Below are 25,963 nucleotides of genomic sequence, written 5' to 3'. Positions count from 1 at the left end.
ATGACTCAAGTGTATCATTGGTTTAGTCAGAAAATAACCCATAGAGCGTTTAAAAATGCGCTAAACATACTTCCTATGGTTTGTATGAGTACATTAGCGTTTGCGTTCAGCTTAAATAAAACGTCATTTATTCAAGTCGACTATTTACCAGAGTAGGTCAGATAAGCGAAGCGACATCCGACACAGTAAAATACCTTGCCAAATATTATCAACGTTTTATCTTGTCGAGTGACTAGTGAGTGCCATGAGCATTCATTCATGATTAAGTCGTTTCTGCCCCAAAACGAGTTAATTTAAATGCTCTAAGGGCGGCTTTGAGCGATAAGCGGTCGTTGGACTTTCATCATTAGATGTTAACTCTATGTCTAAAACTACAATTTTAACGTAGAAACCCACATCCATTTACAACTTAAATTCCTCCTATCATTTTTGCATGGAATTAGGTTTATCCCCAAAGCGCCTCAGAACAAATATCAATACTTTAATTGCTTTAATACCATTACCCATGACATTTTTTATATTTCATCCCTGAGCCACACGGACATGGCTTATTCCGGCCAATTTTTTTTGTTGATTTTTGTACTAAATTTTGAACTTAGCGCCTTACTTCGTAACCCACTAATTAACTTACGTTGAGTTACAATCTGCTCCTGCATTTCTTCGGGCTGTCCTGCGACTAGAGGTTCAAGTCGCAGTAGTTCATTTTCGGATTCTGAAAATTCTTCACAATAAGCAAGTATTACAGCATACTGACACCTCACATCAAACATACGATTTAATAACCCTAATTTTGATATATTAGGCATGACATACTGGTCCATTACCCCTTTTGCTCCAATAAAGTCCTGTTGTTCTACAAAGTCATCTGCTAAATTTTGAGCCGTTTTAATGAAAGAGTCGTAAGCTTGCGCCATCTCATATAACTTCATACATTGAATTCTAATATATAGTCTTTCGCTACTAGGCAAGCAATCCCCCTGTAATGACAAAGCAGTAGCTAATCTTTTCAGATCATCATGCAATTCAGGGTATTTATTGATTTTATTCAAAAGAACAGAAGAGTTTTTACCTCGCATTTCCTCATACTGGAAACCGATAAGATCAAAATATTCAGGGATAAGATCCTCTAGTATTTGTAATGAAATATCTATATCCCCCAATTCCATTAGGGAGGCCGCCGCATTATATTTAAAAACCCTAAGATACGCTGGATCATCAGGAATCTCATTAAATGCAGTATCCATTAGCTCAATTACTTTATCTGTATTACTTTGTGTAGCTTCATAAAGCATTCGCTTCATCATGTATGAAAGCTTTTCCCTGGTTCCTAATTGATTTGCTTCCACCAACTGTTCCATCTGATCCAAAAAATTAGCTGTAGTATGAATTCCCCCATTATGAGTCGCATCAAATACCAAACCATCTAACGCCCAGAAACGTTGCTTGGGACTAGCGTCTAAAGAATCCGCAATAGGCTTTAAGAATGCTTTTATTTCATTACTAATGCCCATTTCATGGAAATGTTCTTCTCCTGCCAGCTCGATTAAAAGCTCAACCTCTTCTAACGCAACAAGTGTACGAATGAATAAAGAGAGCCTTGAGCTATCACGTTTTTCTATTAATGATTTCATTAGTATATTTTTGAGAGAACGCTGTGATTGCAATACAGCATCATCTTCCATGATTACTAAATTTCGCCTGCCAAGTATCCTAATAGCATCATGAACCTTTAATCGTTCGCCTCCGTAAATCTCTATTACACCAGAAGTTCTTAACTTTCTAAGTGTTTCAACTATGGTTGGCGACTGTAAATTTAACACCCCTTTAAGTAACTCTATTATTTCAGATTGATACAATGCCTCATCAGAAAGACTCCAAACCGATAAAATATTTTGTGTTGTCACCGGAAACGATGCAAATAATTTAGTAAGGATGATCTCTTGTGCGGTTTCTACTCTATGTGTAAGTGTTTCAAGTTCATGACAAAAGATATCTAAATCACCTTCGGTTTGGCTTGCAGAAAGCCCTACTGCACTTTGAACATAAAGCGGTATTCCTCCTGTGAGTTTAATAAGCTTATCTAATGCGGCAACACTTCCTTTACAGTCATGTGCTTGAGCGACTACTGCAACCGTATCTAAATCCCATCCAGAAAGAGCTTCACGATCAACACCTAGTTGAGCCTCAATCAAGCGCAAGTTATCTGAAGGCTGACACAGTAATATGAACTGAATACTATTAGCTGCATTAATAACAGAACGGAGGTTCTCAGCAGGCATTCTATGTGAATTGTCTAATACAATAATTGGCTGTTTATCCAAACTTTTTAAATGAATACTTAGAGCACTTAAAGACTCAAGACCAGTCGCTCCAGGGTATAAAATTTTTCTTACTGTATCAGAATGACTCTCTACGATTCTTGGAGCAAGCTCTCTCACTAGGGAAGCAGCTAGAGCAGAGCCAGGAAGCTCTCCGACATCATAGTAAACAATAGTATCAGTTGCATGTCTGGCGGCTTCTGATACCCAAGCTGTTTTCCCTGCTCCCGAAAACCCGCAGATTATTCTTACAGAATTTTCCATCTTTATGGACGGCTCATTAATTTGTGGTCGGTAAGGATCTGGGGGGGAAGGAAAATCCTGTAGTTGAATCAGTAATTGCTCAAACAAATCAGGAAGCTCATCTGTTTGAAAAGAGTGATTAGGATGAAGTGCACCTCCAGTACAAGCCATCTGGACTCGTCCTGCAAGTTTCCACACTAAAGAATCAGGAGAAATCATCGAAAAAGGTAATTTTTCAGCTTGAAGTACGCACCACTTTAAAGCTTCATTAATATTACCCCATGCAGGTGGATATGCAGAAGGTAGATGCGCTTGACCTGATTCAGGCCAAAGAAATTTGACATCAAGAGGCCACTCTTTACCGTTAATCAATTTGGCTAGTTTGGGACCTGGTGGTTGATTTGTAACGATTACAAAAAAAGCCTGACCAACGCGCTTATTTATACTGTGCTCTGCCCTGAGGTCATTAAATCTTTCAAGGGCTCCATTGATGTCACTAGGAATGATTGGTTCAGATCGAGTCTTAACTTGAATGTACGTTCTATCGTCACTTACTATTTCTATATCTTCATCAAGCTCAACAACAACCGAAGTAACATTTGCACTAGAGGCCGAAAATAAACAGCCTACAGCATATAAATGCTGATAGAGAAATCCTCTGTGCACTGACTCAATTAGTACAGCTTGTCGTTTGTCTAACACTTCCACAAAATTTCCTTTTATTATTAGTGTTTTAAGCCGTTTATAAATTGTATAGTGAGCATAACGGATACATAAAACGTTTTTTATACCAAAACAGTAAAACTTGTTAAAGAAATAAATTATTTATTGCCAACTTGAAGAAAAATTCGCACTTTTTGATGTTGGTTCATTTGTTGGTTTTTTCATTTTTACTGTCATAGGAAATGGAAAATCAACACCTAGTAATAATGCCTCGCCTTGACCTAATACGGGAAGAAATGAAGCTGAGCGTTGATCTATTGCACCAACGGCTTTTTTTACTATCTCTTGATCATGTTGATTTGTTAATCTATGAACGATAAGTGTACCAATTTGACTCAGCACATCTTCAGGTATATCGCGAGGCCTTTGAGTAGCGATAACAGTATTCAAACCGTACTTTCGACCTTCTTTAGCTATATTACCAAAAGCATCAAGTTCAAACCTATTAGTTTCTTCACCAACTTTTTTGTTGAGAAATTGATGCGCCTCATCAATAAAAACTAACAGTGGCTGCTCATGATTGATTTGACCTTTTCTTGCTAACGACAATAACTTTCTACCAATTGCATTTACTAATATCTCACGCGAGTTTGCTTCAAAGGTTACTTCGGATAGATCAAGTCTGACAACTCGCCCTAGTTCTTCAGTACCGCAGAACCGCTCAAGAATGTTAGGAATCATTTGATATTTGTAATCAGGATCTATCATCCACTTGAGGTATGGGTTATTCGAATATGCCCTAATTCTCGAAGCCAAATTTAAGCAATAACCAACGTCATTAGGAGAAACATCTCCCCATTTTTCGGGATTCTTTCCAAAGTTCGCTGATGGATAAATACATTCATTTTCTATTTGAGTCGCTAGGTTAGAGAATTTCCATGACCTCATGTGCTCGTCTGAAGCAATACTTGTTACTGCTGATTCAAACGGAATTTTAAGACACCCAGTTTTCTGAACCGTACCATTTGGAAGAAAAGTCATGTCATGCCCGGGAACTGATTGATATGTTTCGTAGACTTTTAAACTTCTAATAGCCTCATCTAATTTTGGAGATTGACTTTGTGAGGAAGGTCGAAGAAATGCTCTAATATCACTATCTGTAAACTTCCAGTGAGGGAAAATAACCCTGTTACTTTCATTTGATAATGGGTGTTCTCCTACATAGTAACTTGCACAAGGAAGGTTTTGATATTCGCCCGTAGGGTCTATTATTAAAGCTTTACCACCAGCAAGATGAACTTCTTCTATAATCTTTGCCATCGAAAAGCTTTTACCACCACCTGTAGCACCGAGTATTGCGCAATGTCGAGAAAAAAGTTTTTCTGGTGTAACATGAATAGTAACGGAATCGTCATGCGGTAAACTAGCCAAAGGAAGGTGAATTTGATTTTCCAAATCATCTTGCTTACCCTCAGCAAGTAATGACACTAAACATGGATGAGCTGAGTATATTTGACTACCTAATCGTGGATGTTGCTTTATACCTTTATAATTAAGGCCGTTAGAGGGGTTCAGGCTCACTAATATTTGAACTAAACCAATAGGATGATTCTCTGTTGGCTTATCTGCCAAACCATCAACACTGAGACGCTCCCCACCTTCAATCCATACCTTTACTAGACGTCCGAGTATTGCAGTCTCGCCTACATCTATAAATACGAACTCATTAACTTCACCTGCGGCAATTCTGTTACCGAATGACCAACTAGGCTCGCCTGACCCCGCTTTAGACAAGTTCACAATTATTTCAGTGGCCGAAACATTAATGACACTACCAATTCTTCTAGTCGAATCGTAAGGTGAAAACCATTCTTGCAAATCCATTTATTTCTGCTCCCTACTTAACATTTTCAGCTAATTTTTCAAACAGTTTGAATAAGTCATCTTCAGGGCTTTTCGCTCTTCGTTCAGGTAATAAACTTGAAAATTGCTCAAAAGTTGAATCCAAAATAGCTATTCTTCCATCTCCGTGATTTATGGCTGATCGTAACAAATTTCTAATACCACTATTAAAAGAGCCACTTTCATTAAAAGGATCTTTAGTGGCCACCATTAGCATAAATTCAGGATTCGTTCTTAAGGCCATTGTTAAGGCGTTATTAATATGCTTATCATTAAAGCCAAAACCTAAACAAAGTACACCTGTTCTTGGCTTTTTAACTGCTTCTAAAAATGATGACATCATGTCTAGATATGGTGAATCGTAAGAGGTTTGATATTTACTGCTGCTAGGGTAGATAAAAACAGGCTCCCCCTTTTCGCTGTCGGCAGAGGTTTTTCTAATTCTCCCGTTTATTTTTCGCCAATCCACAGAGCCATGCATTTTATATAGCTGAAAAACATTTGGGAGATATGCGCCTTCATTACTTAATGATTGTCCTCTATTCACTATGTCGTAGTTAAACCACATTGGATTAAAGTATGCAGGGTTTGAATATTCGAAACCATCTATAACAACAAACCCAGTATTTGATGCAGCATGTTCAAATGCCAAGTCATAATTGGTAGTAAATAGCTTTAACCTCTGCTGCTGCGCACTTCTACGACCTACTGCTCGAATAAATTTATCATGGCTTATCCAATCATCTGTATCACTAATAAGATCTGTAAAATTAGTTTTCTCAAGTATGATTCTTTTAGCCTGTTCTAAAAACTTAGTTACTTGAGCTTTTCTAGTGGTAGACAAATCACCGACGGCAAGTGCGGAGTCGCACAAGGATAAAAAAAGTTCTATATCAGCCTTAGGTTTACCTTTATCATCGGTAATTACTTGTAACTCTTTGTATTTAATAGCGGACTGTACTAGTTCGAATAATTTTAAATCCGCTTTACTACAACACTCCCAAAGATGCCACATGCTTGGCGCTATTGCAGGTTTATTAGGCTTATTAAATGTTAAAGATGTACCAGAACCTGCCAATACAACTAAGTTATCAATATCTAGAATTTTATTAACAAAACGGAAAAAAAACTTTAATTCATCATTTTCATCTTCATTGTTTAAATCAATATTAAGACAATCACGATAACCTGCAGTGTTTTTTTTGGGTACATCTGAAGAGAGAAATTTTATTGTATTATCTGCTACCATTTAACTGATTCCTTTCAATGAAGAAGTATCACATCACTCAAGATTATAGATATCTATGTTAGTACCAGTTTGCTTGAAGTATAAATAGTTAGCAAGGCAACAGATGTAAAACTATAAATTCCCCTAAACTCTGAATGACCGCTGTTAGCACAGAGCCGTCCTTCAGCTCTAACTCACTACTGTCCAAAAACAAGCTTGAACGACCGCCCTATTCTCGCTCATTTGACCCTCTCAACCTTAGCTTAAATAAAAAACGCTACCAAAATGGCAGCGCTTTTTACCCTATAAGTTGATTTTCACACTGGCTTATCAAGCTGGGCGGAACTTACCTTCACTCCATAGGTATAAGCGCTGTGCTGAGCCTTTTTTAACATTGAGTAAAACGGCGACAGTATTGCCTTGCTCATTATTGACTACTTCCATTTGCAGCCGTGTTTTAGTTGAGCTCAAAAATATTTTATCTACACGCCAATTTTGTTTATCGTCACTTTTTGCTGTGGCAAAAATAGACTGGCCTTTGGTATCTTTATAAGTCACAGCCGCTGTATATTGCCCCTGCTCTTTACCTAAAAATTCAAGCTTTAAAATATTGGTGATCGTGATGTTTTTATTATCGGTCAAGGTTCTGTTAGCTGCACCAGGCATAGGTTGGCTGTGTTTCCATTGGCCGCTTTCAAACGACGTGACACGCCACTCTCTGTAACTTTTAGTGCGCGCTTGATACGCAACCGCAGGGGCATTATTTTCTAACACCACAGGAACGGTACTAAAAGGTGTTTCTTCTCGTTGTGTGGAGTCAAAAGCCAGTGTTTTTTCGTTTGCTTTCGCTAACGTTATAGGTAACGCTAACTTTTCATTTTGTGCGTTATAAAACGTATCTGTAGTGGTATCTAGCTTCATGTAATATGAGTTAATACGCCCGTAATTAGTTTTGTTGTGCTCCTCAAGAAAGTTGCATTCATGCCACAATGAACTAATAGCGATTTCAGTATCAGACACTTTCTTTGGGGTAATATAAAACGTATCGACGTTTATTGGATTGTGCTCTTGCGGTGTGGGTGCTGTAATGATGACCGGTTTATCAAACGTTTGTGCACCACTTGGCATCTTGTAATATACCCAAGGTGATTTATGCGTTCCTGTGCGGGTAAATAGGTAAATGTCGCCGTTGGCCATTTTTTCACTGGCGGTATACGATGCAAACGGAGTTATGTCGTTTACATAAACAAACTTGCTCATGTCATTTGGTTTCTCTGACATAACATGAAGCATTCTTCCACCGGCATGAGGGGTGTCGATTGAAAGCGGATTTAAACTGTCTTCACGTTCTCCGCCGTGGCCGCCATAAATAATATGAAAGTGACCTTTACTGTCTTGTTCTAGTATTGGCCGCCCGTGGCTATCTATTTTTCTATCACCTTTTGAAAGCGTGCTTTCAGCAGCTTTATAAGGCCCTTCCCATTGATGATTTTTAAGATCGTAACTGGCTATGTAAGGGTCGGTTAAATGCCCTTGATACGTAATAAATACTTTATCACCAATGACATCGTGCCAGCCGGTGTGTGGGTTTCCTTGAAGGTTGTCGGTAAAATAACCTTCAGGTAGTTTTGGTAACGATGCTGGTAGAGCCTTTTTAGGGCCTAGGTTTTCATGTGGTAGGTTGTAAATTTGGTGAAATGATTTTCCTTTTGTGTATTTATCATAAATAGCTTGATAATCAGGGTAAGCACCATATAAGTATTGATCAATTCTCCAACGCCAATATTCACTGCTTTGCGGATCATTTGGGTCGACTTGATTTTGCAGAGTTGAAAATACGTTATCGGTTGCTGAATATTTTTTTATTAATGCAGCGCGCTCATCCAAAAACGCGGTGTTTTGTTTGACTGGCGTATTTGTAGAGCAAGCACTATTTAACAATCCGGTGGCAATAACTAAATTTAAAACGACTGCTTTTTTAATGCGATTTGCGACTGAGGCTTTAAGGGGTATGAATAATGGCATAGTGTGTCTCGGTGTGATGTGTAAGTAAATATCGAGTGTAAGTGAGCATGGTTTATATTGTTGGTTTATAAACCACACTCAATTTAAATTGAGGATGAAACCTCTATTATTACATTTTCATGTAGGCTGAATTTTTATAAAAGGTTGTAAGCGTCTGTTTTTTAAATTGTAGATTAGTACCCTTGCCTATATACATATCTACCAATTTGTTTTGCTCATCGACAGTTATAACGGCAAATTGACCTTCAAAGTAAATACCTAACTCTTTGTCTTCGTATTTATCATTACTATTTTCTTGCACAATGATGTATTGCGTTAGTGACTTTCCATCGACCGTGGCGCTGACTTTTACACCTTTAAATAGATCTTTTTCGTAAAGCCTTTCTACAGCAGTTAACGCATAGTCTTCACCTTCGGTTACTGATTCGTAAGCCACTGTAAATGGGTTACTCCACGTTTCGCCTTGGTGGCGCATTAAAAACGTGGGCAATGGCTTTTTGTTGTATGGCGCAGACGCGCCATAAGCTTTTGGCGCGTTTACAGTTGTAAGCTCAATATCAAGCCCTGCAGGAATTAATGCTCGCATGGCGATTGATTTATCGCCCAATTTAGATGCCGTAAACGTTGCCTCGAATTGCTGTGATGAAACTGACGCCGTTTTAACATCTTCAAAATAGTGCCAGCCTGGGTGCTGGTAATCTTTATGTTTTACCCACGGGGTTTTAGCTGCCGCTTGGTAGCGCTGCGCATCTGCTTTTAATTTTACTTTTTTTGAGTTTGTCGTTATATCAACTTTGTCACCTATGTTGTGGTAAACATAATCGTGAAACTCTTGCTCATAATCACTTTTAGCTCTAAAGATATCTAGGTAGTAGCCTTTAGTATCAGAGAGTTTGATCAATGCTAATGTACGCTGATGATTAGCTGGGGTAACTTTATTAAATTCATCATAAAAAGATGAAATATTAAACGAGTATTTATCTGAGACACCAGTTTCACCGGCTGCAGGCTCCATAGCGATAGACTGCACGCGATTAATACCTAAGTTTATCCAATCACCGCTAGAGGCAGATGCTCCATTACTTATCACTGAGTTATGTGCGGCAAATAAACGATAATAATTTTCATGAATCGGTGTTCTGTAAGTGCCCTTACCTCCGTCAATGCCAAGAACATGGCCTTGACCATATAGTTCCATGTCCATACCAGAAGCATGACCATGAATATAAGAGCCCCCTGCCACAAATGCCATTAAACTGTTTTTAACGGGATCTTGTTTACTAACATTACGTTGAATATTCATTCCCGCATATTCTAAACGTTTGGTTCTAGGACGAGGTGGCGCTACGTCGACTTCTTGGCTGCTTTGTATTTCTTTTACAGACCATAGCAGTTGTAGAGGCGTATAATATGGGCTTGCGCCGTAAGAACGGTTATGAAGGTGTCCTCGATCATATACGCCAGCATTAATGCTTGAGGCTAAATAATTACTAAAGTCATTTATTTGTTTTTCGTTACTATTTAATTTAGCTAATAACAATGACATTTCTAAAGCCGAATACTCTGGTTTATAAGTACGATGGCCATCACCAATGTAAGGATATTCGTTGTTTGGGTATTGTAGGTCGTAGTACGAGGTAAATGCCGCAGGAATGTTAGTATATTTTTTACCTAGTTTAAGCGTTGGATCGTAACGGTCGAGCAATGTCATTAGATAAACCGAAAAAGCGGCTACGTGCTTAGAGTACTGGAAAGACTCTGGCCAAATATCGCCTTCGTTTTCAAACTTTTTTGCTACCGTTTTTAGTGAAGCCTGATGCTTAGTATCTAAGTGTGTATAATACGGTAAATACTTAGCGATTTCCTCTGGGTCATTTAACGCTAAAATATTGTGTACAAGGCTTGATGACTCTAATACAGGCCAGTTTGAGTCTAGTAAACCTTTATTAAGCGCTAACCAAATATAGGTTTTAAAAACCTGTTGCGCCTGGTCAAAATCAAACGCGACTAAGCTGTTTGATTGTAAGTCGTAAACCTTGCCGCCAGACTTTAAATATGGATAAACCAAATCATAGATAATCGGTAATTGAGCACCAATCACGCGAGCTTCATACAGGTGATCGCCTGGAAACATCCAGCTTGAATTCATGGCACCTTCTTTATGCACTTTCATTTGTATTAATGCATTTGAATAGGTGTTAAGTATATCTGCACCACAAGCAGCGTATTTATCTTCTTGCGTTAAGAAGTACATTACACCGCAATCAACGCCGTCCTGCAGTGCTTTAACAACGCTTATTAACTGCTCTTTGCTTCCGCCACCTTTTACACGAAAATGCGGTAAAATAGGTGCTTGTAACTTATCTTCACTCCAAACTAAGGGCAGCTCTTCAAGCGGTTTCAAACGCTTTTCTTTATTAAGTGCAGCGATTGGTTCAACACGGTGTTTAAGCTCTTCAAATAATAACTTTGCCCAAGGCTCTGTTTTAATTTTATTTAAAATCTCTGGACGTTCAGATTTTTTTACCCAAATCGAAGGGCGCTCTACCTCTGCTGACGCTCTAAATGCGATGAGTGTTATTAAAAGAATAAAACAAGGCGTGACTAAGCTGGAGTGCAAGAAATTGCGCACTGGTATTTCCCGTTTTATTTTACTGGTGATTACAGACATTATCGGGTGTTCCTAAATTATTGTGTGTTTATTGTTGCAAGCGGTATGCATAGTTAAATTGTGTTTTTACAGCGATTAAGCGCTTCTAAATAATAATAATCGCCATAATTAAGCGCCGCATTTAGCTCTTTACTCGCAGGATAATTGCCCGTTGCTTGTTTAAGTAAAAAGTGGCCATTTTCGTCTTTTTCAGCAAGGTATTCTGGTGAGCTTAAGCTTCTTAGCATCGTCATTGCAGCTTTGCGATAACGTGCAGCCTCTTCTTTTTCAACATAGCTAGCGAGCTCTAATAACCCGCTTGCAAGTAAAGATGCAGCTGATGAATCTTTATAATTATCAATCTGCGGATCATCAGGCGCGTTATAATCAAAATACGGAATTAGATCTTCAGGCATGTTTTTATGAGTTAGGATATAATTCACAATATTACGAGCATGGTTTAAAAACTTTTCATCTTTTGTGTAGCGATAAACCATTGTATAGCCATAAGCCCCCCATGCTTGTCCTCGAGACCAAGATGAGTCATCAGTAATACCTTGAAAGGTTTGTTTTGATAGTGGCAGTCCAGTATCTCGGCTGTAATTAACTAAGTGGTATGAACTAAAATCATCCCTGAAGTGATGCTTCATCGTAACAGTGGCATGACTTACAGCAGCGTCAAAATAAGTTTTGTCTCCGGTGGCAAGGGAAGCATTGAATAACAACTCTAAATTCATCATGTTATCGATAATGACAGGAAACTCCCATACCCCCCAACTCCATGAAAATGTGGCACCAATTTTGGGATTGTAGCGCTCCATTAATGTTTGAGCCGTGCTAACTAAAATTGGGGTATAACTTTCATCGCCGGTAAGTCTTAGACCATTACCAAAGGAGTTATTCATAATAAAACCCACATCATGAGTTTTACGATTGAAACGCATATCTTCTAATGCACTAGTCCACTCTACGGCGGTATTTAACCAGCTTTTATCTTGATTGTGCTCATACATATACCAAAAGCTGCCAGCGACAAAACCACTCGTCCACCCCATTGGGGTAATGAAATTGGTTTTACCGTCACTAAAAGAAGTCGGTATTTTATTTGGATTTGTATAAGCCTTTCTGAAATCGTCCAATTGTAATTGGGCTTTATCAAGTGTGGCACTACAAAACATAGCATCTTCATTTAAAAGAGTACCTTGCTTACTATTCGTTTCAACCGCATCACATGCCGGTAAGGCCAGTAATACAGCAACAGCCAAAGCACTTTTAGTTATTATTTTTCTCATTAATACCTCTTTTAAAAATCAGCCACTACATAATGATGAGCAGACGGACCTTACAATTACGTCTGTACACCTGTTGAATATCGACTGAATGCAACATTCACTTGACCGATATTGACCCATTTTGATTGATAATGTCAAATAATAAATAACTTCGCTACATTTTACTTACACGAATAAGAAAAGGGCTTTCTTGAGTATCAGGAGTTGGTGAGTGGTTGAAGCTCTTTTTTAAGAATACTTAGCGCCATTAATAATGGCGCTAAGTGGTACTCATTAATTAAAGTTGCCTTTAATTTCATAGTTACCAGGTGATAGTAAGTCAGTACTTTGTACATTCATGGAATCATTACGAATAATACTGATGTTTTTTATGTTCGGTAGTACTAATGACGCCTCAGTGTTTTTTGGTACCGTTAAAGACATACTAAGTTGCTGATTTTCTATCGACCAGCTAACTGCAATTTCACCTTGAGGAGTTGGGTGACTACCGCTAACCTCTGACAGTTTAGTAGTAAATTGCGGTTCAACTTTAAACTGTTTAAAACCAGGCTGCGTTTGTTCTACGCCCAACATACCTCGATAAAACCATGATGCAACGGCACCATAAGCATAGTGGTTTAGTGAGTTCATGTTCGCTTTATTAAAACCATCCTCAAGCGAGTATGAATTCCAGCGCTCCCATGTTGTCGTTGCACCATTATTTATCGAATAAAACCAAGACGGGTAGCTTTCTTTAAATAAAATGTCATACATTACTTCACTGTGGCCAAACTTTTGTAAGACAGGCGCCAACATTGGAGTCCCTAAAAAGCCGGTACGTAAATGATGATCACTCTGCTCTAACAATGCAAGTAACTTACCTACCGCTACTTTTTCATCATTAGACTCAAACATATTAAATGCAAGCGGCAATAAGTACGTTGTTTGTGTAGTAATAGGATTAGTGACAACTTGTTTTGGTTGTCTTAAGCGTTTCCCCTTCTCTCGTTGGATTACTTTGATAACCTCAGGTTTAAGATCTAAGTTTTCATCAAAGTAATGAGTTCTGAATTTCTTTTTTAAGTTTTTAAATAGTGTTTCGTATTGCTGTGCATCACTTTCATATCCCAACAAACGAGCTGTTTTAGCGGTTATATCTGCCGAACGAGCAAAATATGCAGAACTAATTATATCTGGATGGGTATCCCCTTTTGCTCTACCGCCTTTAGAGTATGGCTGTAACCAATCACCATAAGTACCTAAGTAGGAACTATACTCATAACTATGGAACTCGTGGTAACTCAACCAACGCTTCATCATATTATAGTTGTCAGCGAGTATTTTTTTATCACCAGTGAATTGATAGAGATCCCAAGGTAATATTGTGGCTACGTCCCCCCAAGCTGCAGCGGTACCATCAGTTAAAAACGCTCTAAAAGGTACAAATTTAGGCACCATACCATCAATACTTTGCTCTTCACGAACACTCTCCAACCAAGCAGCCCAAAAACCATAAACATCTGCCTTATACATCGAAGTCATGGCGAATACTTGGGCATCACCAGTCCAACCAAGTCGCTCATCCCGTTGTGGGCAATCGGTTGGTATATCTAAGAAGTTACCCCTTAGCCCCCATTCCACATTATCTGATAGTTTATTTAATTTACTGTGCGAACTTTCAAAATTATCAAACACTTCAAAATCAGAATGTAGTACTTGACCGTTTATCCACTCAAGTTTTGGGGTTTGGCTTTGGTCATAGCCAGTCAGCTCAACATAACGATAACCATGAAAGGTAAAGGTAGGTTGATACTCAATAACGCCATCTTCTTTGGGAATGTAATAATCCGTATTTTTAGCTGATCGTAAGTTTTTGACATGGAAAAAATCTTTTTCTAATGCTTCAGCAAAGCGAAGTTTTAGTTTTTTCCCAGCGATAGCTGGCACTGTAATTTTAGGCACTCCCACCATATTCTGTCCCATGTCAAAGATAGCAACACCATCTTTAACGCTAACAATATCGATTGCCGGAATACTTTTAGTAACTCGAACAGGTTGATGACGTTTCGGTTTGAGTTTTACTTGATCATCAATCGGCTCAACCACGACTGGTTGCCATTTAGCAGCATTGTATTGAGCAGTATTCCAACCAGACATTTCATAACGTGCGTCATACGTTTCACCATCATAATTACTTGCTTCACGTATAGGGCCATCTATTGTACTTTGCCAGTTATCATTACTCGTTATTACTTTTACAGAACCATCATTATAAGTAACTTCTAATTGAGCAAGTAACCGCATCGGTAAGATGTATTCTTTTTTAGTAGGATGAAAGATTCGCCCAGTGTGCCAACCTTCAGCAACGACAGCACTCAATGCGTTAGCGCCTTGCTTGATTTGTGTAGTCACATCGTAAGTTAATGTTTCTATTCGTTTGTGATATGGGGTCCAGCCAGGAGTCATTACATCTTGACTTAGTTGCTCGCCATTTATAAATGGTTTAAAGACACCTTTTGATGTTATATAAAGTCTTGCTTTAGCGACTTTTTTATTAACTTCAAAGGTTGTTCGTAAATACTGTGGCCGATAATACAGGTTGTCTGGTGCACTGAAGCGGCCTTCTTTTACCTCACTTTGGTTACGCTCCCCAGTTTCAGGGTGACCAATCCACTGTGCTTTCCAATCATCGTTTTCTATTAACCCTAATTCAAGGTGGTTGACCTCACTCCATTTTGAAACTCGATCATTTTCATCCCACATTTTTACTCGCCAAAAAACTTTTTGTCGAGACTTTAATTTCGGCCCTCCATACTCAATCCAAGCGTTATCTTTAGTGCCTACCTTTTTACTATCCCAAATTATCTGTTTGTCATGAAAGTTAGAGGTATTTGCAACTTGAACTTGGTAAGCAGATTGTAATTGAGCTTTACCGTGATTGGGCAGTTTCCAACTAAATCGAGGTCGCTGCTCATAATACCCTAAAGGATTTACAAAACCTTCACCAACCTTAAGCTGAACAGGCGATGCTAGTTGATTTTGCACCTGTTTTGGTTCATTTTTATTTCTTTGCTCATTCTCTTGCGAACAACCTGTTAATGCCAATAAGGTTAGCCAAAAGAAAGATAAGTTCTTCAAGTGTTTTAATAATTTGATTTTTTTAATCACAAGAACGTCCTTAAAAGCACACATAATTAACTAAACCTAGGCCTTTGTAATAACCTAAAGCCAATCAGCGTGCTCGTCGAAATTATTTAATCATAAAAACTGACGTAAACCTATTAATACTTATAAATATCAATACCTTAAGCTTTACCTTTCGCTTAAATTAATGCATCGTCACGCCACTAGAAAAAAGCATAATGTCGTCTGTTACTTCGCTTCGACCAACATAAATCCCCCAACGAAAACCAATCTCTTCTGTACGTTCCCACTGGCCAAAACCAACTTTTTTATTATCAATGTATACTTCGTAATCCATGCCATTGTCTCTTACACGAACATCAAAGCCTTTACCGTTCATATTCTTAGCTACTATATATTTTTTATTACCTATCTCAGGTTGCTGTTTACGTGGTACATACCAAATATTGCCATGCTCATCGAGACGGATCATCACTGACCAATGATCGACATTATTGCCTTTAGCTTGAAAGATAGAGCACATATGCGGTAACGCGCACCCTGACGATTTAATAATAGTGAAGCGCCCTGCCCACTCTCGCCAAACACCTTCTGCAGGTGCCCATTTATCTTTCGTACTGAAGCTTTCAATACGTGCTGCATTTTCACGTTTATTACGAAGGTTTTCTTCACCTTTAAATAAGCGAAAAACTTGAGTATTGCCATCTTCTTGGTACCAGCGCGTCCATCGCTCAAATTGATCACGACGAATTGAGGCGTGCCCTACGGTATGGATAGCTAGATTATCTTGAATTATTGGGTTATTGGCATAAGGTCCAACTTCAACCAATGCATTATTAACATCAATTTTTGATCCCTTGTAACCTTTAGTGGTATTTGTGTGATGTGGTCTTAACGCATCACTGTCTTTAACCGTTTGCCAACTAGGGTCATCACCTAATTGTGTATATAACGGAGCAGCTTCAGCCTCGAGTGGCTCATTTTGTTTTTGCGCATTACAAGCAGTGAGTGTTAAAACTGCCGCCATTGATATTAATACTGTACGGATAATCATTGCTCATTACCTTTATTGTGTGTGTTAAATTAGCTCTAAGGCTGTGTACTATTGATCGTTAACAGAGGTTTAAATACTCAAATAGCGGTACCAAAACTTGTGCTTTTAAATTCACAGCGCTTTGGTACTAAAGTTTATTTAGTGTGTTAGTGATAACTAACGTTTAAACTCAAAGGTGTATTTACCAGTACCAAAAAGCTCCTTCGGCTTATTCGGAAGTGTTACAAAAGCACTGCTGTTATTAGGAATTTCAAAGCTCCAATTAATAACACCGTCTTTTTGAGTCCATTTACTTTTAATTTTTCCATAACCCGTTTGATAACTAACGTCGACCCATTCTAAGTCTTTAGGAAAGACAGGGCGAAGTTCAAACTCCTGAAAGCCAGCTTTATCATCTAACGGGCGGATCCCACCAAGCCCTTCGTAAAACCATCCATCGTAACCGCTATGAAATGGATGGTTTAATGAACGACCTGGGGCGTTTCTCCGCTCTGGATCAAGATCTGGGTCTAAAACCCCTTTTCGCTCCCAAAGGGTTGTCGCGTTAAGTTTTTCAAATTGAAATGAGTAGCCAGGGTAACCATCTGCAGTAAAAATATTAAAAGCAGTGTCCGCATAGCCGTAATCGCTTAATGCTAAATACAAATAGGTTTGACCAAGTGCACCTACAGAGCCATGACCGCCCCACTTCTCGACCACATCTTTATTTAAGGCAACTGCGATTGATTGGCGTAAATCAGCTGGCGCAATCCCAAAGCGTAGCGCCATTGCATCGGCGGTTTGACTACCATAATGTCCGGTCTGCGGGTTATAAAACTCTTTATTGAACTGCGCACTGATTGCTTGGAATAAGTCAGTAAATTGTTGTGATTTATCTGCCTCATTGAGTAAAGCAGCTATTTTACTCATTAGATCGGCGCCATGAGCAAGTAAAGCTGAACTCGTAATTGTTGGCGAAGTGTGCTGTGGATTACAGCGTTTTCGACCCATACCCGGTTTTAAAACGGGATCACACCAATCACCGTAGCCTATACGTAATAAGCCATTATCTAATTTACTTTCGGCTAGCTGCATATACTCCAGTAAACTATCAAATTGTCTCTGTAGTACTTGTAAGTCACCGTGATGACGGTAATGTTCCCAAGCAATAATTATCTCAGCAACGGCCCAATCAAAATTGCCACCGTGTGTACGCTTACCTGGAACCACGGCAGGGGCTTGGAATGTTGCCGTACTAAAGTCACCTAAATACTTTTGCCAAAAGTTATCCATATTATAATTATAGTTACCAGTGATAAGCGCAGCATGTGCATCACCAGTCCAGCCCGCACGCTCTCTGATAGGGCAATCCATTGGTACAGCCATTAAATTACTTTCATAACTCCATAACGCCATATCATGAATGCGGTTAATTAAATCATTAGAGCTTTTAAAAGTACCCGCAATTTCAACATCGCTTCTTACTAAATGCGCTTTAATGGCATCAATAGCTGGTGCTTGTTTAAGTCCTGTTATTTCTAAATAACGAAAGCCATGCCAAGAAAATTCAGGTGTCCACGTTGATGCATCATTACCAGAAGCAATATAACCATCCACTTGTTTTAATAGTGGTGCTCCACCGCCTGTTTTTTGGCTAATGTTACCATCTATATCAGCCCATTCAGCATATCTAAAATACACAGCCTGCCCCTTACGTAACCCTAATTTATCAAGGTTGAATGTCGGTACGCCGGTAAAGTTTTGTCCAAAATCGAGTACCCATACGTTTTCTTTAGGCTGAAATATTTTTTGCACTGTCATTTTTTTAACAGGCCGAATAGGCGGTAATAGTTGGGGTTCAAGCTTCTCTGTGGGCCACAGTTTAAGGGCTTGTACTGGCTTCCACCCTGTCAGGTTTGAAGTATTTACATTCCAATCCTTAACGACTTTATTTGCATCATATAACTCACCTGAAAAAATACCTTCTTTTATCACTGCTGAAGGGTGACTTAACCATTTTTCATTCGATGTTATTAATTGTGTGGAACCATCTTCATAGGAGAGTTCTAATTGCGCAATAAATTTAGGTTGGCCGTAAGAAAGTGTTTTTGATGGGCGACTTTTTGAGGCATCTGGGTTTTTCCATCGACTAAACGCAATGTTTTCATCGTACCAACCGCTGCCTAAGTGTACAGCTATTGTATTATCACCTAGTGATAGGAGCCCAGAAATTTCGTCGGTGTTATAAAGAATACGCTTATCAAAATCTGTTTGTCCTGGGTCCATAATACGATCAGAAACTCTCTGGCCATTTATATAAACTTCATAGTAACCAGCTGCAGTAGAGTGCAGTTTAGCTTTTACTACTTTTCTACTGTCTTGAACTTTAAAGGTATGACGAAATAAACTCGCTGTTGGTTGTGCCTTGACCTGTTCAATAACCAACTTTTGCGTTTTATTTTTTTTCTTTGTTAAGGTTGATGAACTTTCTGGGTTTAGGCCTGTGGCGAAAAGCGCCCATTGGTCAACATGCTCAGTAAGCGGTGTAATAGCCTGCTGTTGAACTTGCAGCCATTTCGCTTCCCAATCACTTTCATTGAGTAGCCCCATTTCCCAAACGCTCGGCTCACTCCATTGACCAGCTTGGTTATTGCCTGACTGCCAAACTCTCACACGCCAATAAACAGTATCATTAGTTCCTAATGCAGCCCCTAGATATTTAATGTTTAAAGAGTGTTTAGCTTCAACCTTACCGCTATCCCATAATAAACGAGAGATAAACTTATCAGTTAAGCTGGCTTGAATTTGATAATGAGATTGGCTTTTTATATTTGAATGCCATGATAACTTTGGCCGCATATTATGCACATTTAGAGGGCGCAGCTTAGATTCGACCAATAAGTTGGTTGGTTTGCCGATCGGATTATCGGAAACTTTTTGGGTATGACATGCAGACAAAAACATTAATACTAAAAGAAAGGCAAATTTTTTCATAATGCTGCTCACTAGTTGGAGTCATGTTAGATGGTTAAAAAAAATTCCTATTAATAGCTCTATTAATAGGAATTTAGTGCACTATTTTACTGGGGAAAATAGCGCAATTTAAATTTTAACCGAGCGTTAATTTTCCCATTTCACCATTTCAGATGCGGCTAAAAGTACTGCACCAACCCCATATAATTGTGAATCTGTTTTTTTGACGGGATCTGGAGATTTACCTACATGCTGCACCCAGTTAACTCGACCACTGGGTTCTACAGCTTCCTCGATAGCTTTCCACCCTTTTTTAACGATCTCTTTTGATTTTGAATCGGTTAAAATACCATTATTTACACCCCAAGCTAGGCCAAACGTAATAAAGCCGGTTGCACTGACTTCTGGGGTTTTAACGATATCAGGATCCATAAGCGATGCGGGCCAATAACCGTTTTCACGTTGCAATTTCATCAAGCCCGCAGCGTTCTTTTTATATAACTCAATGTAGCGTTCTTTTGAAGGGTGCCCTTCAGGTAAGTCATCTATAATGAGAGGTATAGCGGCAAAAACCCAGCCATTACCACGTCCCCAAAATACCGGCTTACCATTTTCGTTTTTCATATTAAAGTAACGGCTGTCTCGGAAAAACAAACCATATTTATCTGAGAACAAATAATCTGCGCTTGCCCAAAATTCCTTATCGGCATATTCAAAGTATTTTGGATCTCCCGTAACATTACTTAACTTTAGCCACGTTCTTGGCGCCATATATAGCGCATCAGCCCAGCACCAACGATCTTGGCAGTTCCCTTCAAAATGAGCGCCATTTTGGGTTGTGCTAGTTTCATCTAACATTTCTAAGCCAACTTTAGGTGGATTGGCTAAAATTTTGTCGAATAGCTCCTGGGTAGGCTTATAAGCATCAGTATTACCTGTTTGCTCGGTTAACCATAAGTAAGTTTGCCCAATAGTATGGTCGTCTGCATGGTAGGGACGATCGAGCAGTAGTTCATAGTTTTGTTCTTTTGCCATTTTTTCTATATAGCGTAAATAGTCTTTATTATTAGTGGTTTCTGCCCAGCGAGTTAACCCTATATAGAATGACGCTTGAATCCAAAATTTAGGATTTTCTGACTTTGCTCGATGTGATTCTGGTATATACGATAAATCGCCAAGCTTAGATAGCTGCCAATCAGCAGCGCTATTAGCGATACTAGTTACAGAGTTAGCCTCAAGGCTATTTTCAGCACCTGCAGATGCCTGAACTTCAGCTTCTACTTTATCCATCGTCTTAGCCGTCTTATTTGACTCTGAGCAACCTGTAAGCAAAAGACTCACAGCAAAAGGTACCAGTGCTAGTTTAAATTTTTTGTTCATCAAAAAAATCCTAATTATTGTGTGTATATTCTGAAGGCCGTTAGGCTTTTAGTTCACTTAAATGTGTAAGATATAAGTAAATTTAAGATAGAGAGTTTTCATTAACTGTCAGCTACTCGTGTAAAGCATTTTAAATAATTATTTAATAAAAATTTTACTTATTTTAAATACAATAAATCAGCGTGATAACAATTGCAATATCATGACTAAAAAAGATTGGATATGACTTTAATAGGTAAGGTAGGCTAGTTGGAACTGAATTTTCAAAAAAGATAAGTGATGGCATATCCATCACTTATCTAGATATGATTAATCTTTATATTTCTCGAAAAGCTCAAAGAACTCTTTTGTCATCGCTTTATAATTTGATGCCAAGTTATTCTTTTCTCCTGGGTCTTTAATTATATTGTACAGCTCAACGTCTGAGTCGACCCCATAACGTACTGCTTTGAAGTCTCCTTTACGCGCAGCTTGAAAAGTATCTCCAATAACACCAGAGTTTGGATCACCTACTTGCTTAGCAAACTCCCAATATAGAACTCTTTCTGGTTGTGGTTCTGGTGAATCTTGCAATAACCCCTTTATAGAAACACCATTGGTTTTAACTCGCGGGACTAAGTTAAGGTCAACACCAGTAATGTCAGCTAAAGTTGGTAATACATCGGCAAATAGCCAAGGAGTATCATCTACACGTGGCTTTTTGATTTTATCAGGCCACTGTATAAGCATAGGAACGTGAATCCCTCCATCATAAAGATCTCGCTTTTGACCTTTATAAGGGCTAGCTGCTTTGAGATACTTAGGGTCTGCTCCACCTTCGTCGTGCGGACCATTGTCAGATGTGAATACGATAATTGTATTCTCTAAAATACCTTTCTCATCCAGCACTTTAGTTATTTGGCCAACATAATCATCCAGTGCACTCACCATACCAGCTAAAGTTGCATTTGGTTTATTTACCGGCTCAGGGTAGTAAGCAGCGTATTTATCACTGGGCGTACCTGTTGACATACCTGAGTAAGGCGTTTCGTCAAAAGAATATTGCTTGCTGTATTTCTCCGGTACCGCTAGCTCAGCGTGTGGGGATGAGAATGTTAGCATTACAAAAAACGGGTTTTCTCGATCTTGCTTAATGTAGTCTATTGCTTCATTTGCAAATAGCTCTTGTGCGTAAGCTTCCTTTTTACCACCTTCGTTTTCAGTAATACGTATTTTTTTTCCATCACGCCACAATATTTGAGGGTACTGTCTATGGCCCTCCAAAATAGAATACATACCGTACCAAGTGTCAAAACCCATCGCTAACGGATCCGTTACTCCCATTTGAGAGCCAATCGAGTATTTCCCAAACAATGCAGTGTCATAGCCTGCGTACTTTAGAACATGAGCAACGGTTATATCACTTTCAACTAATTGTACTGTATTGGAATTATTCGTCATGTAGCGACCATCGCGTCCTGTAAAAAGCGAAACTCGAGAAGGTGAACATACTGTATTGCCAGCATAAGCTTGATTAAATCTTATACCTTTATTAGCAATGTCATCTAAATTAGGCGTTTTAATTGGTGTGTTTCCATATGCACCTACCTGATTGAATCCAAGGTCATCAGTCAATATAAATATGACATTCGGCTTTTCTGATGCAATAACCGGTTTCGTTAAACTTAAGAGTAGAAAACCAAGGGCGCCGGCTAATTTGTGTGTGTTTTTTATCATTTTTCCCTCTACCTGTATTTGCAAAATAAGAATGTAAATAAAAGAAGATTTTTTTGCCTTCTTATTACATTTAAATATGTGCCTAAGAGCTATTAATTAAATTAGCTTAACTCATTCTAAGCACCTCAACAGCTCTCTAATCACGAATTATTTATCCCTCGCTTTACAACCCCAATTAGATAAAAGCAAAGCATTTGCATATATCAAAGCAGCAACTGCGCTAGCATAGCGAAAGATTAATATTGAGCGATTCTGACGATTTTCACACAATCAACACAATAATGACAAGTAATATTAACTAAATAAGCACTTTTAAATTAATGAAAACCCTAAACTCATATCTAAACTAAATAGCTAATATTGGCTAATCTCCCTAAAAAAACTATGCATAAAATACTTTTTCACATTTAACATTACTATAGAGGAGTCAAAGGATTTTTGTATTGCAACCCCAAGCTACTGATATTTATTATAAAACAAATATTTATTAAAAGTTGATTTATATGTTATTTAGCTTACCCACGATATTGAGTTAACACATCGCTCACTATAGAGCTGTTGACTTAACAAAACATCAAATCTAATCTAATTAACTCATAATAAATCACAAGATTATTTAAAACATGAAACACAGACTACACAAACACACACTAATGGCTTTAAGCCTCTCTATTATTGCAGCCTTAACTGGTTGTAATGCTCTAATAAACGCTGGAGAAACTCCGTCAGATGAAAAGTTTTTAAAACCAGCCCAGACAGGAAGCTTTGGCGATCAAGGCGATGGTACATATATAAACCCTATTTTAAACGCTGATTATCCCGACTCTGATATAGAGCAAGTCGGTGACACTTATTACATGATTACTTCTAAACAACATATGTCTCCAGGTATGCCGATTTTAAAATCTATGGATATGGTGAACTGGACCAACGTTGGTCACGCATTCCCAAAACTATCTTGGGCTCCTGAGTATAACTGGGACCGTATGAATGGTTATTCATTTGGTACTTGGGCAGGTGATATCGCATACCACGAAGGGAAATGGTATGTGTATCAAATAGATTATCAGCATGGATTGATGGTCACAACCGCAGAAGACATAGAGGGACCGTGGAGTGAGCCAATTATGATGTTACCCAAAGCTGATGTGCTTGATGACCCAGCTGTTTTTTGGGATAAAGAAACTAAAAAAGCGTATGTAATCATTAATACGGGCGCAAAGCAAAAGTCCCCTCATAATAAAATTGAGGGAAATGAAAATCGTATTTATGAAATGAGTTGGGATGGGACAAAAATACTTGATGAAGGAAAACTTGTTTATACAGGCATGGGCGCAGAAGCAGCTAAAATTTATAAAATAGATGGTACTTGGTACATCTTCATGGCTCAATGGACTATGGGTGATAAATCAACAAAGCCTGGCGTGAAAAACCCTAAAAATGATAGAAAGCAGCTTGTTCTTCGCTCCAAAGAGAGCATTTATGGGCCTTATGAAGTAAAAACGGTTTTAGAGAAAGGGTCTGAATTTAATAATCGAAGTGCTAGTCAAGGTGGCCTAATGAAAGCACCTGATGGTTCTTGGTGGTATATGCATCAACTTATCCAAAATGACGATATTCCTTTTCAAGGCAGACCACAAGTACTAGAACCAGTTACATGGATTGACGGTTGGCCAATTATAGGGGTTGATGAAGATAATGACGGTATCGGCGAACCTGCTAAAAGATACAAAAAACCTATAAATGGTTATCCAATCACAGCGCCAAAAAGCGATGATGACTTTTCATCAGCAAAATTAGGCCCGCAATGGGAGTGGAACCATAACCCTAGAGATAGTCACTGGTCGTTGACTGAACGCCCGGGATGGTTACGCCTAAAAGCGAGCAAGGTGCTACCAAATAAAGAAGGACATGGTCCCAAAATTAATGAGTGGACCAACAACGATGGTTCAGATGGTGATTTTTGGAGAGCCAGCAATACCTTGAGTCAGAGAATGATGGGGGTTACCACCGGTACAGCAGTTGCAAAATTTGATGTATCGGGTATGAAACCCAACCAACTAGCTGGCTTTGTACGTTATGGGGGAGTGTTTAATCTTCTAGGGGTTGAAATGGATGAAAAGGGTAAAAAGCATTTATTTTATATGAATGGAATGAGCGAAAAGACCCTTGGCCCAGAGTTAAATGGTGACAAGCTATTTGTAAGAACTTCAAATGCTCGAAATCAAGCGACCTACGAATATAGCTTTGATGGGAAAAGCTTTAAAGCATTTGGCCCTACATTCACCATCGCTTTTGGTAAATGGACAGGCGATCGTTTAGGGTTTTTCTCGTGGAATGAAAAAAAGGATGCTGGCTACATCGATGTTGACTGGTTCACATACGATTATGATGGGCCTAAAGCGGCACGTTAATTAGCTACATTAGTTAACGTTATAAAATTTATTTATACCTGCCTATTATAAACTTATTTTTCTGTATTAAATTATAATAGGCAGTGTGTTAACCGATGCATACCCCTTACCCTACTTTAAATTTATAGCTGTCAGGGCAATTGAAAGTTGTATCACTAAGTCAACCAAAAAACCCGAAATATAAAACAAGTCCCCTCTATATTTGAGAAAAATTCCACAATGTGGAACACATTTTACTTAAGGTTTTAGTTATTCTTCATTAATATAAACTGAAATTTAGTAAAGCTACGCTGACAAGCTCTTTCAATAACTGTATTAAACCGTTAGTTTTTCTCTTTTTTATACCTCCCAACCTACTTTAATAGACCTAATAGCAACATAAGACCGTTGTAATACTTAAGTCATATAATTCATTTAATATCTCTGTAAACGGAATAAACGACAGAGTAATGAAAACTTTTAAAAGCCTTTTAGACTTGCAGCCTTCCTCTGAAGAAAGTGAAGTTAAAAATATTATTCGTCATATACGGAAATATATAACTCGTCGAACTTCTAATGCAGATAATGTAGATGATCTAGTGCAGGAAGCTTTAATAAGGACAATAAACAGGAATAAATCCACTAAAATTGATAACTTTCCGGCCTATATCAATCAGGTAGCAAAATCTGTCATTTATCATGATTGGCAAAAAAATAAGAATCAACTCAATAATGATGACGAAATGGAGCTGATAGCACCAGAAAGTAGCGACCCCGAGTCTAAAATAATCACAGAACAAAAGCTAGAACTTGTTAAACAAGCACTTGATGAACTTCCCCCATTACGGAGAAAAGTTTTTGAACTTAGACGTTTAGAAGGTTTAAGCCGAGAAGAAATTGGCTTAAAACTAGGTATGAGCCAAGAGTCTGTAAAAAAACATATCACTCGAGCTATGACCCAAATAACATTGCATATAGAAAAACATCAGTAGAGATGTCCCCTTTTTTGTTTTATTACACTCTA

Annotated in this window: 14 protein-coding genes; 2 read left to right on the top strand and 12 right to left on the bottom strand. The window is 38.5% G+C overall.

The annotated features are described in order from the left end of the window. Positions 1-499 precede the first annotated feature (499 nt). From SJY38_RS16370 to SJY38_RS16315, 12 genes are all read right to left on the bottom strand, one after another. Positions 500-562, bottom strand: coding sequence for an SEC-C metal-binding domain-containing protein (locus tag SJY38_RS16370; RefSeq protein WP_377110328.1), 63 nt, complete (start codon positions 560-562; stop codon positions 500-502). Then, positions 549-3,269 carry a dsDNA nuclease domain-containing protein gene (locus tag SJY38_RS16365; RefSeq protein WP_377110251.1) on the bottom strand — a complete coding sequence of 907 codons (2,721 nt, stop codon included), beginning with the start codon at positions 3,267-3,269 and terminating at the stop codon, positions 549-551. The genes SJY38_RS16370 and SJY38_RS16365 overlap by 14 nt, the downstream gene beginning before the upstream one ends. 117 nt (positions 3,270-3,386) lie before the next feature. After that, positions 3,387-5,108 carry an ATP-binding protein gene (locus SJY38_RS16360; RefSeq protein ID WP_377110250.1) on the bottom strand — a complete coding sequence of 574 codons (1,722 nt, stop codon included), beginning with the start codon at positions 5,106-5,108 and terminating at the stop codon, positions 3,387-3,389. Between the two features lie 13 nt (positions 5,109-5,121). Continuing rightward, positions 5,122-6,375, bottom strand: coding sequence for an SIR2 family protein (locus SJY38_RS16355; RefSeq protein ID WP_377110248.1), 1,254 nt, complete (start codon positions 6,373-6,375; stop codon positions 5,122-5,124). 309 nt (positions 6,376-6,684) lie between these two features. Further along, positions 6,685-8,379 carry a hypothetical protein gene (locus tag SJY38_RS16350; protein ID WP_377110247.1) on the bottom strand — a complete coding sequence of 565 codons (1,695 nt, stop codon included), beginning with the start codon at positions 8,377-8,379 and terminating at the stop codon, positions 6,685-6,687. Between the two features lie 109 nt (positions 8,380-8,488). Continuing rightward, positions 8,489-11,050 (bottom strand): heparinase II/III family protein, encoded by a 2,562-nt coding sequence (locus SJY38_RS16345; protein WP_377110246.1) that lies wholly within the window; start codon positions 11,048-11,050, stop codon positions 8,489-8,491. A 53-nt stretch (positions 11,051-11,103) separates the two neighbouring features. Then, entirely contained in the window at positions 11,104-12,321 is a 1,218-nt protein-coding gene (locus SJY38_RS16340; protein WP_377110245.1) for a glycoside hydrolase family 88 protein, read from the bottom strand. Positions 12,322-12,594: 273 nt separating this feature from the next. Beyond that, a complete protein-coding gene (locus tag SJY38_RS16335) occupies positions 12,595-15,468 on the bottom strand; it encodes a family 78 glycoside hydrolase catalytic domain (RefSeq protein WP_377110244.1) in 2,874 nt (957 codons plus the stop codon). A gap of 160 nt (positions 15,469-15,628) precedes the next feature. Continuing rightward, complete coding sequence (locus tag SJY38_RS16330; RefSeq protein ID WP_377110243.1) at positions 15,629-16,498, bottom strand: hypothetical protein; 870 nt, start codon at positions 16,496-16,498, stop codon at positions 15,629-15,631. Between the two features lie 156 nt (positions 16,499-16,654). Further along, the gene (locus SJY38_RS16325) at positions 16,655-19,336 is read right to left on the bottom strand and encodes a family 78 glycoside hydrolase catalytic domain (protein ID WP_377110242.1); all 2,682 of its coding nucleotides are present in this window, start codon (positions 19,334-19,336) and stop codon (positions 16,655-16,657) included. Between the two features lie 261 nt (positions 19,337-19,597). Beyond that, positions 19,598-20,740, bottom strand: a complete 1,143-nt coding sequence (locus tag SJY38_RS16320) for a glycoside hydrolase family 105 protein (protein WP_377110241.1) — start codon at positions 20,738-20,740, stop codon at positions 19,598-19,600. A gap of 399 nt (positions 20,741-21,139) precedes the next feature. Beyond that, entirely contained in the window at positions 21,140-22,546 is a 1,407-nt protein-coding gene (locus tag SJY38_RS16315) for a sulfatase-like hydrolase/transferase (protein WP_377110240.1), read from the bottom strand. 653 nt (positions 22,547-23,199) lie between these two features. Here SJY38_RS16315 and SJY38_RS16310 point away from each other — a divergent pair. After that, positions 23,200-24,960, top strand: coding sequence for a glycoside hydrolase 43 family protein (locus SJY38_RS16310; RefSeq protein ID WP_377110239.1), 1,761 nt, complete (start codon positions 23,200-23,202; stop codon positions 24,958-24,960). A 449-nt stretch (positions 24,961-25,409) separates the two neighbouring features. Beyond that, a complete protein-coding gene (locus SJY38_RS16305; RefSeq protein WP_377110238.1) occupies positions 25,410-25,931 on the top strand; it encodes an RNA polymerase sigma factor in 522 nt (173 codons plus the stop codon). The last annotated feature ends 32 nt before the right edge of the window (positions 25,932-25,963 follow it).

This window comes from Pseudoalteromonas sp. R86517 (assembly GCF_042466295.1).
Classification (GTDB): domain Bacteria; phylum Pseudomonadota; class Gammaproteobacteria; order Enterobacterales; family Alteromonadaceae; genus Pseudoalteromonas; species Pseudoalteromonas atlantica.
Note: the sequence above shows the minus strand (reverse complement) of the source record. Positions and strands in the feature narration are given on the sequence as shown.

Coding starts and splice junctions, on each gene's coding strand:
- SJY38_RS16360 (WP_377110250.1), bottom strand. CDS start 5,108: ATGGATTTGCAAGAATGGTTTTCACCTTACGATTCGACTAGAAGAATT.
- SJY38_RS16355 (WP_377110248.1), bottom strand. CDS start 6,375: ATGGTAGCAGATAATACAATAAAATTTCTCTCTTCAGATGTACCCAAA.
- SJY38_RS16320 (WP_377110241.1), bottom strand. CDS start 20,740: ATGGATAAAGTAGAAGCTGAAGTTCAGGCATCTGCAGGTGCTGAAAAT.
- SJY38_RS16325 (WP_377110242.1), bottom strand. CDS start 19,336: ATGCGGCCAAAGTTATCATGGCATTCAAATATAAAAAGCCAATCTCAT.
- SJY38_RS16305 (WP_377110238.1), top strand. CDS start 25,410: ATGAAAACTTTTAAAAGCCTTTTAGACTTGCAGCCTTCCTCTGAAGAA.
- SJY38_RS16350 (WP_377110247.1), bottom strand. CDS start 8,379: ATGCCATTATTCATACCCCTTAAAGCCTCAGTCGCAAATCGCATTAAA.
- SJY38_RS16340 (WP_377110245.1), bottom strand. CDS start 12,321: ATGAGAAAAATAATAACTAAAAGTGCTTTGGCTGTTGCTGTATTACTG.
- SJY38_RS16310 (WP_377110239.1), top strand. CDS start 23,200: ATGGCTTTAAGCCTCTCTATTATTGCAGCCTTAACTGGTTGTAATGCT.
- SJY38_RS16330 (WP_377110243.1), bottom strand. CDS start 16,498: ATGATTATCCGTACAGTATTAATATCAATGGCGGCAGTTTTAACACTC.
- SJY38_RS16315 (WP_377110240.1), bottom strand. CDS start 22,546: ATGATAAAAAACACACACAAATTAGCCGGCGCCCTTGGTTTTCTACTC.
- SJY38_RS16345 (WP_377110246.1), bottom strand. CDS start 11,050: ATGTCTGTAATCACCAGTAAAATAAAACGGGAAATACCAGTGCGCAAT.